Here is an 11203-nt window from a genome sequence, read left to right as displayed (position 1 = left end):
CGGACCTGGTCGGCGAGGAGCTCGGCGAAGGCCTGTGCCGCCCCCACTGCATCCCCCGCCTTCTCCCTGCGGGTAGCGAGGTTGTTCCGGGTGGTGAGGGTGTCGGGGTGGTCGGGGCCCAGCACCCGCACCCGGTCGGCGAGGAGCTCGGCGAAGGCCTGCGCCGCTCCCGCCGCGTCCCCCGCCTCCCCTCTCCAGTAGGCGAGGTTGCCTCGGGTGGTGAAGGTTTTGGGGTGGTCGGGGCCCAGCACCCGGACCTGGTCGGCCAAGAGCTCGGCGAAGGCCTGCGCTGCCCCCGCCGCGTCCCCCGCCTCCCCTCTCCAGTAGGCGAGGTTGTTCCGGGCGTTGAGCGTTCTGGGGTGGTCGGAGCCGAGGACCCGCAGCTGGTCGGCGAGGAGCTCGGCGAAGGCTTGCGCTGCCCCCGCCGCGTCCCCCGCCTCGCCTCTCCAGGAGGCGAGGTTGTTCCGGGTGGTGAGGGTGTCAGGGTGGTCGGGGCCCAGCACCCGCACCCGGTCGGCCAAGAGCTCGGCGAAGGCTTGCGCTGCCCCCGCCGCGTCCCCCGCCTCGCCTCTCCAGGAAGCGAGGTTGTTTCGGGTGGTGAGGGTTCCCGGGTGGTCGGGGCCGAGGCGGTGGGCGGTGATGTCGGCGAGGCACTCGAAATGGTCGATGGCGGCGGCGACCTGACCGGCTTCGCCGAGGCTGCGGCCCAGGCGGAACAGCAGCGCGTGGGCGTCCGGCTGGTACAGGGCTTCTGCGGCGTGGCGCATGAGCGCGTCGGTGTTGGCGCGCAGGGACTGCGCGAGGCCGGTGTCGCGTTCGACGTCGGGCCAGACTGCTGTGAGGGCGTCGGCGGCGGTCCGCGCGGTCTGGTCGTGCTGGTCGGGGGTGAGGGTGTCGCGGGCGGCGCGCTGGATGAGCTGGTGGACGCGGACGGCCTGCTGGGCGATGCTGTGGTCGACGAGGCTGAGCCGGTCCAGGGCCCGGAGGGCGCCGAACGCTTCCTCGGGGGTGACGGGCGCGGCGGGGCGCTGCCTCTTTCCCGGCCACCACCTGGGTCGCCGCGTTCGCTCAGGGCCGGCGGCGGTGTGGTGTGCGGCAAGGTAGCTGCAGGCTTTCGGACTGGTCAGGACGTCGTGGGGGATGCCGTTGGCGTCGAGGAAGGCGGCCAGGTGGAGCATGGGGCGGGCCAGGCCGGCGGGGCGGAGTGTGTCTGCGCGGTCGATGGAGAGGGACCAGGCGGCGGCGAGGGTGGCGGCGTGGTCGTCGGGCAGGGAGTCGGGGGCGAGGTCGGTGAGCTTGGTGGCCCGGTCGGCCAGCATCTTTCGGTAGGCGGCTGCGCTCTGTCCGGAGTCGATGAGGTAGGCGGCTGCCTGGGCCAGGGCCAAGGGCAGGTGTCCGAGGTCGTGAGCGAGGGCGGTCAGCTGCTCGGCGGGCTCGCTGCGGTCTTGGGCGTCCAACGATGTGGTGAGGTAGGCGAGGGATTCAGGGGGGTTGAACACACCCACCTCGATCCGGCGGCGGCCTTGCCCGAACAGGGCGGCATCCCGGCGGCGGGTGGTGAGCAGCACCCGCCCGTGCGGGCTGGTCGGCGGCCAGAGGCTGTAGCGGCGGGCGGGGTCCTCGGGGTGGACGACGAGGTCACCGGGGTTGGCGACGTCGTCCAGGACGATCAGCCACCGGCATGGCCGCTGCCCGGGCTTGGGGGCCAGCCAGGCCAGGAACTCCGTCGCGGCCCGTTCGGGGTCGTCGGGGTCGGCCCGGCACAGTTCGGCGCCGGCCTGGGCGTATGCACTCACCACGGACGACCGGGCGCTCGCCGTGACCCAGACCAAAACGTCCAGTGCGCCTTCGTCCCAGGCGGAACGGGCGTAGTCGGCGGCGAGCTGGGTCTTGCCGACCCCGCCCATCCCGGTGAGCACCTGGCAGAGCACCGCGGTGCCCCCGCCGGCGACCGCTGCCCGCAGCCGGTCCGCCTCGGCACGGTGGCGGAAGGAGCGCGCCGGGGTGGGGACCACGCCGACCTGGTGCGGCCAGGAGGCCGGCTCCCGCGGGGCGCGCTGCACGGTCAGCGTGTGCACGTAGCCGCTGATGGCGGTACTGCCGCCGCTCGCCGTGACGTCGCCGGTACGGGACAGGCGCACCGAGGCGGCAGGCCCAGAACCGCCGCCTCGCGGCGCAGGGCCGCGGTAGCCGGTCACGGCCGTCTCGTCGGCGGCGGCCCCGGCGCTGCCGGTGTCCGCCACGGCCACCGAGGGCTCGGGGGCCCTGCCCCGCGCCTTGCGCGACGATGCTTTCGCCATGGGTGCGGCCCTAGTTCGAGTAGTCGATGCCGGAGACGGAGTTCGTGCCGCTGGCCTCCCCCGTCCGGTCGGCGATCGCCGAGCCGCGGCCCCGGCCGCCAGGCCGCCGGATGCCGGTGACGCCACCCCGGTCGGCGTTCCCGGTCCGCGTGGCCCGGTCTGCCGGCCCGGCCGAGGACGGGCGCTGCAGCAGCGCCCAGACCAGGGCGGCGATGCCGGCGGCGGCCTGGACGGTCGCCCCCGCCAACTGCCCGGCATTGGGCCCGTCGAGGAGCCACAGCAGTGGAGTGGACAGGACCGCGGCCACCGCCAGCACGATCACCGTGATCTTCCATCCCTGAGACATAACGGCTCCCCCTCGCCCGACTGCATGCCGCCAGCGGCTGACGGCTCGCCGAATTATCCCGAGGACCAGGCGTGCCCGCCGGGGAAACCACCTCCTCTGCACCCTGTGCTGCCACGACCGCCGCGGGCGACCACCAGAGGCGGGCGTCGCCAGGTTTCAGCACTGCGTCTTGTTCTGGTGTTGCCTGACGTTCCGTTCGCCTCAGGACCCGCCCGTGCCCCGCACCACACCCGCCCGAACGCGGGTGTGAAACCGGTGAGCTCGCTGCCTCACCGCCTGCCGGTCGCGGACGCCGGGATCGCCCTGGAGGCGGGCCCGGTACGCCGTGCTCTCCGAGCGCCTTCGGCGCCCCGGCGCCGCAGCGTTCCGTCCTTCGTTCCGGTCGGTGGCGGCCCAGGCCGCCCGATCACCGGCGCCGACGTCGGCGTCGAACAGCCCCACCCGCTCAGCCCGTGTGCCCCAGGCGGTCAGGCAGCGCGCGGGATGTACGCCAGGCCGTGGGCGCCCGGTTCGCCGAGTTTGGCGATGTCCAGCTGGGCCAGGCGCTGCAGCGTCTCCAGGTCGACGATGTCGACGGTGGAGGAGACGACGCAGGCCACGTAGCCCAGTCGCCCGTCGGGAGAGGAGGTGATGGTCAGCGGGAAGAGGCCGACCTCGACCGCGGCCAGCTGCGTGCGCGTCTCGGCGCAGAACACGATGAGGCGGCCCGGTGCGTGCCGGCCGAGTTCCGCCCCTGGGGCGGCCGTCATGCGCAACTCGCCCGCCAGCAGCTTGCCCGTCGACGTCAGGTGCACCGGCAGGATGGTGTTCTGCGTCGGCAGGGTGTCGACGACGGACGCCGTCCGGGGGTCGATGACGCGGATGCCGGTGGCCGACCGCTCTTCGGCGCTGTGGCTGAAGTTGCCGTACGGCGCGGCGACGAAGGCGTGTCGGCCGTCGGCGGAGACGGCGAGCCCCTCGCTGCCCGGCACCTCGACCTTCGCGGTGAGGGCGCCCCTCTCGAGGTCCACGACGGACACGAACGGCGCTTCCTTGTTGGTGGCGTAGCCCGTCCGGCCCGCCGGGTCGATCGCGAACCAGTGCGGGCCGGGAGCGTCCGTGTCGATCCTGCCCAGGGGCCGGCGGGTGCCCGTGTCGATCACCACGACGCCTCCGGGCCCCTCCTGGGCGCCCTCGACGCCGCCCGCGCGCCGCATCCAACGCCATCCGTGCGGCCCGTGTTCCGGGGCGAGGTCGACGACCTCGACGATGCGGCGGCTGTCGGGGTCGATGACGACCAGCTCGGTGCGTCGACCGCTGTTGGCGTGGTAGTAGCCCGAGTGGTACGTCAGCGTGCACCACAGCAGCCGATGCGTCGGGTCGTAGCACAGCTCGTGCGGCTCGGCGGGGACCTGCACGGCGCCGAGGCGGCGGTCGCAGGCTGCGTCGAAGAACGAAACCGTCGCTCCGCTCTGACTGACGACGGCCAGTACGTCGCCCTCTCGACCGGTACGGGGGGACTGCTGCACAGCGGCTCCTTGGCGAGGCGAAGCGGGGGATGCCGCGCGTCTCTTCGCGGGCGTCTCCACTCTCCGGTTCCGGTAGGGGCGGCAGCAATGCAAAAATCGACACCCCATCATTGCCGCAAACGGAAGAATGCAGTTCACAGGGAGTGGCTCGATGGATCTCAACCTGCTGCGTGTTCTGGACGCCCTGCTCCAGGAGAACAGCGTGACCCGCGCCGCGGAGCGGCTGGGCACCTCGCCCGCGGCGGTCAGCCGGGCCCTTGCACGGCTGCGCCGCACTGTCGGCGACCCGCTGCTCGTCCGGGCCGGCCAAGAGCTGGTCCCGACCCCGCGCGCCGTGGAACTACGGCAGGAGGTCGGCGCGTTGCTGCGCAGCTGTGACAGCGTGCTGCGGCCCGGTGCCGCATTCGACGCCGCGCACCTCCACCGCACGTTCACGGTGCAGGCCGCGGAGCTGCTCCTGGTGGGCGTGGCCGGGAGCCTGACCGAGCGGATCAACGCGGAGGCCCCGCAGGTGGACGTCGTCTTCCTGCCGGAGGCGGTGGAGGGCGGGCCGGGGCTGCGGCAGGGCCGGGTGGACGTCGAACTGGGCGTCCTCGGGCATCTGGACCCGGAGATCCAGACCCGGCCCCTCATCCGGACGCCGCTGGTCGGCATCGCCCGCAGCGGGCACCCCCTCTTCGACGGGCCGATCGACGCCCGCCGCTTCGCCGCAGCCGACCACATCGGCATCTCCCGACTCGGCAAACGCCTCGGCCCCATCGACAGCGCCCTCGCCGAACTCGGACTGCGCCGCCGGACCGCAGTCGTCGTACCCAGCCACACCAGCGCGATGATGCTCGCCCGGACCACCGACCTCGTCGCGCTCAGCGCGGCCGGCTGGCTCCCCGACACCGTCTCGGCCCTGGGCCTGAGGACGTTCCCCGTCCCCCTCGACCTGGAACCCCTTCACCTGGGCATGGCCTGGCATCCCCGCAACGCGACGGACCCGGGGCACCGCTGGTTCCGCGAGCACGTCGCATCCGCCGTCCTGGCCCCACCCCGGACCGGGGCCGGCAGCCGCCCGCACTCCCGGCTGACCGCACCGCTGTCTTGAGACCTGGGCGCCCAAAGACACGCCCGCGGCGGGCGCGACCGGTGAACGGCCGGTTCCGCAAGAGGCGGCGGCGGGCGACGGCGCCCAGGACGGCACCGCCCGGTGGCGCCGCGAGGCAGACCCGCAAGGCGGCGGTGGATCCGGACACGGGCGCCGGACCGAACCGGCGGCCCGGATTCGCCGACCAGTCCTGCGGAGAACACCGGGCGCAGGGCTGGGAATGATCAGGCGTCAGTGATCACGCCCGTCCGTGGAGCAGCCATGCTGAACGCCATCGGCCGGACGGGACCCGTCCGCCGGTCCTCCTGATCTGTTGCGCCCATGTCCTCGCAGCGCCGGTCGTCGTCGGCCTCGGGCCGCGGAAGCCGGCGCGCAGGTGGCCACATGCTTCTTCGGGCGAGTTCGAGACCATGGGAGACAGCGTTTGGGCGACCCGGCCGGCGCGACCGCCGGGCACGATCAGATCTCCGGTCTTCGGTGACAACGCCGGCCCGAACGGATCGGTCACCACCGTGGGCGGGCCCGACCAGATCGATGCGGGAGCCGGTAACGCCACGCTCAGGGGCGGGCCCGCAAACGACTTCCTCGACTGCGGCTCCGGTACGGACGACTGCGACGGCGAAGAGGGCATGCCGTCCTGGTGCCGGACCCTGAGCCCGACCTTGCTGCCTCTTGGAAGCTGTTGTCTTTCCGATCTTCAGTGGTGTCCGTCGAACGGGAGTCTCGATGTCCTGTCGGTGGGCTACGCTGTGCGGCTATGAATACCGGGACGGCCCTGCGCCACACACGGATTGGTGACCCGGTGCTCTTCTGAGCGCCGTACGGGCCGGTTCGGGCCCGCTGTTCGATCGAGGCTCTTGCGTTGCTGCGCGTGCTCCGCCTCCGTCGTGTTGATCACAGGCTCTGCACATCAACCACGACAGGAGTGTTCATGCCCACCAAGACGCTGCGGATTCCCACCGCGGACGGTCAGGCCGACGCCTTCGCCGCCTTCCCCGACCACGGTGAGCGGCACCCAGGGGTGCTGATGTACGCGGACGGCTTCGGCATCCGGCCCGTGCTGCGGGAGATGGCCCGCGAACTGGCCGGGCACGGCTACTACGTGCTCGTCCCCAACTCCTTCTACCGGCATGGCCCGGCACCTCTGGTCGAGCTTCCCGAGCACATCGGAGAGGAGGCCCGGTCCGCGGTCTTCGCCCAGCTGATGCCCCTGATCGAGGCGCACACCGCCGAACGTGTCCTGAGCGACGCCGACGCCTACCTCAGGTTCCTCACCACTCAGCCCGAGGTCGGCGCCGGACCCGTCGCGGTGACCGGTTACTGCATAGGCGGCCTCTACGCGATGCGCACCGCTGCGGCCCATCCCGACCATGTGGCGGCCGTCGCCGCGTTCCACGGCCCCGTGGGCGCCGACGGGCCTGACCTCTTCGCCAAGCTCACCGCCCAGGTCCACCTCGCCCACGCCGAAGGCGACATGACACCTGAGGCCCTCGGCGAGCTCAACCAGGCCCTGGATGCAGCAGGTGTCGGCTACACCTCCGAGATCTACCCCGGCACCATCCACGGCTTCACCATGTCCGACACCGACGCTTATAGTGCCTCCGGGCTGAAGCGCCACTGGGATCGCCTGCTCCCCCTTCTGGACCGCACCCTGGCCAACAGCTGAGGCTCCAGCCTGGAAACCGAGCCTGAAACGGCCGCGACCAGCAGACGGCATGGCGGGCCACGCCGATGTCTCCATGGCCGTGGCCCGCCTCTATCGCGAACGGAACTTCCGTAAAGGGTCGCTTGAGAACTCCAATCCTCCGCGGTCGCAACCGACCTGGCATCCCAGCTCGTCAACGGCCCACCATGTGGCAGCCGCAGTCCGACAGGACTCTCGATCGGGTGATTGTGGCCGGTGCCGGGCATGGGAACAGGGCCTCTTGGCAGCTCGAAGGGTGTCTACTCCGACTCGCCGTCCAGGAGGGCGGCGGTATCCGACGGACATGACGGACCCGGAGTGGGCCCGGGTCCTGCCGATGCTGCGGGTACCGGGTTGGATGCGCGGCCGGGGCGGTCGGCGGGAGGTGTACTGCCACCGGGCCATGCTCGATGCAATCCGGTATCTCGTGGACAACGGGATCAAGTGGCGGGCGATGCCCGCCGACTTCCCGCCGTGGGACCGCGTCTACGCATTCTTCCGCCGATGGCACAGGCCACCCCTCCCACGGAACCACCACCCCCATCCCCGACCAGCGGAAACGCGTCGATCACGTCCGGAAAGACAACAGCTTCTCAGAGGTCCCGGACGGCTCTCATCAGGGCTGTTCGCGAGTACGTGCGGCAAATCGGTCGGCCAGCACGGACAGAGGCACGCTGGCGGCCCAGCTGCAGATGGCGGCGAGGGGGGAGATGAGCGCGATCCCCACCGAGGCCAGGAACACGACCGCCTGGGCGGGGAGCGGGACATTGCGCCAGTTCCGGCCCGCCGAACGACTGACGTGCAGGTCGAGCCCGTACAGCACCAGTGCGGCCGCGCCGATGACGGCCCCGTACAGGCCCGGCCCGATGAAACGGTCGCCGTACGTCTCCAGGACATGGGTGGGAAACGGGATCAAGGACAACAGCACCAGGAACGCGACATTGAGCCAGAACGCGTACAGGCCGATCCTCTCCGCGTTCCGCACCGCGGCATGGTGGGCCCGCCAGAACAGCGCGATCACCACCGCGCTCAGCAGGAAGGTGCCCACCTGGGACTGAACCTCGTCGAGCGCCCGGCGCAACTCGGGCCCGTCGAGCCCCTCGGGTAGGTCGATGTCCAGCACGAGCAGCGTCATGGCGATGGCCGTCACACCGTCGGTGAGGGCGAGCATCCTGTCCCTCGGCACGAGATCCGCTCGGGGTCGGGCTCGTTGCCGCTCGGGGCTTGCGTTCATGGAACCTGTGGTAGCAGCCCCGCCCTGCGCGGGCGGCCAACGACGCGCGGGTTCGGCGCCGCGGGCGCCGGCCAGGCCGCTGCGCCGCTTGTGCCCCTCACCAGCCTCACTGGCCTGCAACCTGACACACCACGCCTCCGCCCATCCTCCACCGCCCACCGCCCACCGGTCACCCGGCCGGAGGCGTACCGCCACCGGGCCCTACTGGATGCGATCCGCTGTCTCGTGGAGATCCCAGTGCATCCACCGGGCCGGCACCAAGTCCCATGTCGAACGGTGCGGCGGTCCCCTGGCATGTCAGCGGTCCCGCGCCCCGGAGGCCGGCTCCGCGCCGACACGCGCGGAGCCGAGCCGGACCGGGTGTCATCCGCGATGCCCTCGGCCGCGCCAATGACCCGGCCCGCGAGGGTCTTGGGAATGCGCTGGTAGTGGACCGTCAGCACCCACAGGCACGCCGCTTGCGCCAAACCGGCACCTGGTTCTTCGATTCCGCCGCATTCCCGGCCGCCGGCGGCGCGTCGGCCGGATCGTCGCCGCTGACGAGGCAGGGCAGGACCAGCGCGGGGATCGACCGCGGTGATCACGCCGGTGAGGTCGAGTACGTCGGTGCCGTAGGCGGTGACCACCTCGGCCATCGCCTTGGGTGCCACGCAGTCCCACAGCTCGACGACGGCCAGCCGAGCGAGGCCGATGCCTGCCGGACGCTCCAGGTCCTCGCGGAGCGCGCGGCAGGCGCAGTCATTGGCGAAGGGTGTCTCGCCACGGGACACCTCGCCCGACGCGTCGCGCACCACGCGCTGCACGCTTCACTGCGCCGCCGTGGACCGGCGCGCCTGGGCGTCGGCCGGTTCGGCGGTGAGCCGGGCCCGGTGGCCGACCGCGGACCACGCAGTGGAGACGGGGCGGGGCCGGTGCCGAGGGCGCGTAGTTCGCTGATGCGTCAGTGCCCGCCCGCGCGCCGCATGGGCGGCCATGGGCGTCAGCGAAGGATGACGGTTTCCTGTTCTGGTTACGGCACGGTTCCTGGCTCTGTGATGGCTGTCATGGGGTGACCAGCAGGCTGTCATGCCCTCGCCGAGGCGGACTCGCGTGCTGGGCCGACAAGGGATGCCGAGGCGCCGGCGGCACGGTCCGCATCCCGTGCCGGGGACGGTGGGAAACCCTCTCCACAGGCCGGCAGGCGGTGTGACCCGGAGCAGTTCACTGGTCGTTGGTGGGTTTTTCTTGGCCGGGAGTTGTGCTGAACGGTTGGTGTTTTCCTGGGGTGTCAGCTGTGGTTTTGTGGTGTCTGTGTTTGTGGGGGTGTGTGTCGGGTTTGGGTGTGTGTTTGCGGGGGTGGAGTGCCCAGAGTGCTACGGGTGCGGCTGCTGCGGTGAGTGCTGCGGCGAGGCAGAGGCCGGCTTTGTAGCCGGTCAGGAATGCGGTGGAGTCGTCGGTTCCGGTGGCGGTTGCGGTGTGTTCGGTGAAAGAGACGATGGCGCCGATGAGGCCGATCCCGATGACTCCGGATGCTTCGCGGGCGGCGCTGAAGAGTCCGGCGGCGATGCCGGAGAGGTGGTGGGGTGAGGATTCCAGGGCGCGGGTGGTCACGGGGACGGCGAGTGCGGAGCCGATACCGATGGCTGAGAATCCGGCGAGTATGTGGGTGAGTTTTCCTGTGGTGCTGCCCAGCATGACTGTCAGCAGTCCTGAGGCGACGAGGAGGAGGCCTGCTGCGGAGGTTCGTCCGTCTCCCCAGCGGCGTGCCAGGGGTGCGATGAAGGGGGTGGTGATGATCAGGGACAGGGCTACGGGTGTGAATGCCAGTCCGGTGGGTGTCGGGGCGAGGCCGAGGCCGTTTTGCAGGAATCGGGATGTGAAGAAGTAGACGCCGCTGATGCCGAGTCCCCATAGGAGTTGGGTGATGATCCCGCCGACGAAGGGGCGTTGCCGGAAGAGGAGCTGCAGTGCGGTGTTCCGGTGTGTTGTCAGTGTGTAGGTCAGGGCAACGGCCAGTGCGGTGACGGCGGCTGCTGAAACAGCGACGGGAAGGGTGGTGAAGCCTCGTTCGGGTCCTTCGATCAAGCAGTAGGCGAGGGCTGCCAGCGCGCAGCAGGCCAACGCGATGAGGCGTGGCGAGAGCGGCGCTGCGGCCGGCGCCGACGTCGGCGCCGGGCCCGCGGCTGGGGCCGTGGTCGTGCTCGTGCTTGTGTGTGTGGTGGGGGTTGGGGGTCGGGGGATGAGGAATCCAGCGAGGATGCTTACTCCTCCCAGGGGCACGTTGATCGTGAATACCCATTGCCAGCCCGCGTGTTGTGTGATGATGCCGGAGAGCACCGGGCCGCAGGCCAGTGCTGATGCCAACGCGGCTGTGGTCGCGCTGAAGGCGGTGGTACGGACCCGGGGTGGTAGGTCGTGTGCCTGGACCGCGAGTGATGCCGGCAGGATCAGCGCGGCTCCGACTCCTTGTAGTGCCCGGCAGGCGATCAGCGTTGTCGGTGAGGGTGCCGCGCTGCATCCCATCGATGCAGCGGTGAAGATTGCAGTTCCTGCCAGGAGCGTCACTCGCCGTCCGAGGGTGTCCGCGAGGTGCCCGCCTGCCAGGAGTAGGCCTGCCAGAGCCAATGGATATACCGCTGCTGTCCATTTCAGATCGGCTGTACTCAACCCGAGGTCGGCCTGGATCTGCGGGAGTGCCACATTGACGACGGTATTGTCCAGAGCGGTCATGAAAGACGGCAGCAGTACTGCCACGAGGATGCCAAGGACACGCAGTCGGCTCACGGTTCCTGCCCTCGAGTAGCACGGATGGCGGCAAAAAAAGGGGAGAGAGAGAGGGGGGGGCGGTGTTCCATGCTCCCTTATCCGTACTCTGCCCCGCAGGCACCCCGGCACGCGATTCCGAAACACCCCGGCCACGCAAACGGCAGGCAGCTACGCGATCATCTCTGTTCCTTCCCTCACGGCGGGCCGGGTTGGGTTGTCGGCGTGGCGTCGCTTGCCCGGTACGCCTATGTGTTTGGCTGATCGCTCGCAACCGGGCGGATACGGCACTCATC

At 70.9% G+C, this 11203-nt stretch carries 7 protein-coding genes and 3 pseudogenes; 4 read left to right on the top strand and 6 right to left on the bottom strand.

The annotated features are described in order from the left end of the window. The 3 genes from ACZ462_RS21275 to ACZ462_RS21265 form a co-directional block, all read right to left on the bottom strand. On the bottom strand, nucleotides 1-2300 hold a 2300-nt coding region (locus tag ACZ462_RS21275), incomplete at its 3' end, for a tetratricopeptide repeat protein (RefSeq protein WP_467802915.1). Nucleotides 2301-2310: 10 nt separating this feature from the next. Continuing rightward, nucleotides 2311-2646: a hypothetical protein gene (locus ACZ462_RS21270; RefSeq protein WP_467802913.1), complete on the bottom strand. Its 336-nt coding sequence runs from the start codon at nucleotides 2644-2646 to the stop codon at nucleotides 2311-2313. 467 nt (nucleotides 2647-3113) lie between these two features. Further along, the gene (locus ACZ462_RS21265; protein WP_467802912.1) at nucleotides 3114-4154 is read right to left on the bottom strand and encodes a YncE family protein; all 1041 of its coding nucleotides are present in this window, start codon (nucleotides 4152-4154) and stop codon (nucleotides 3114-3116) included. Nucleotides 4155-4305: 151 nt separating this feature from the next. Here ACZ462_RS21265 and ACZ462_RS21260 point away from each other — a divergent pair, with 151 nt between their 5' ends. The 3 genes and pseudogenes from ACZ462_RS21260 to ACZ462_RS21250 form a co-directional block, all read left to right on the top strand. Beyond that, a complete protein-coding gene (locus tag ACZ462_RS21260; RefSeq protein ID WP_467802911.1) occupies nucleotides 4306-5247 on the top strand; it encodes a LysR family transcriptional regulator in 942 nt (313 codons plus the stop codon). A 931-nt stretch (nucleotides 5248-6178) separates the two neighbouring features. After that, a complete protein-coding gene (locus ACZ462_RS21255) occupies nucleotides 6179-6913 on the top strand; it encodes a dienelactone hydrolase family protein (protein WP_467802910.1) in 735 nt (244 codons plus the stop codon). Nucleotides 6914-6962: 49 nt separating this feature from the next. Beyond that, nucleotides 6963-7385: pseudogene (locus ACZ462_RS21250) on the top strand (transposase); the annotation flags it as partial. 162 nt (nucleotides 7386-7547) lie between these two features. On the opposite strand, the gene ACZ462_RS21245 reads toward ACZ462_RS21250, so the two are convergent. Both ACZ462_RS21245 and ACZ462_RS21240 read right to left on the bottom strand, forming a co-directional pair. Then, nucleotides 7548-8102 carry a TMEM175 family protein gene (locus tag ACZ462_RS21245; protein ID WP_467802909.1) on the bottom strand — a complete coding sequence of 185 codons (555 nt, stop codon included), beginning with the start codon at nucleotides 8100-8102 and terminating at the stop codon, nucleotides 7548-7550. 565 nt (nucleotides 8103-8667) lie between these two features. After that, a pseudogene (locus tag ACZ462_RS21240) lies at nucleotides 8668-8971 on the bottom strand (cobalamin biosynthesis protein CobW); the annotation flags it as partial. A 278-nt stretch (nucleotides 8972-9249) separates the two neighbouring features. On the opposite strand from ACZ462_RS21240, the pseudogene ACZ462_RS21235 reads away from it, so the two are divergent. Beyond that, nucleotides 9250-9351: pseudogene (locus tag ACZ462_RS21235) on the top strand (IS5/IS1182 family transposase); the annotation flags it as partial. Between the two features lie 14 nt (nucleotides 9352-9365). Here the strand turns inward: ACZ462_RS21235 and ACZ462_RS21230 are convergent. Continuing rightward, entirely contained in the window at nucleotides 9366-10928 is a 1563-nt protein-coding gene (locus ACZ462_RS21230) for an MFS transporter (protein WP_468252570.1), read from the bottom strand. Between the last annotated feature and the right edge of the window lie 275 nt (nucleotides 10929-11203).

The sequence above is a fragment of the Streptomyces sp. NPDC031121 genome (assembly GCF_055570615.1).
This window is presented reverse-complemented; position numbering and strand designations above follow the sequence as displayed.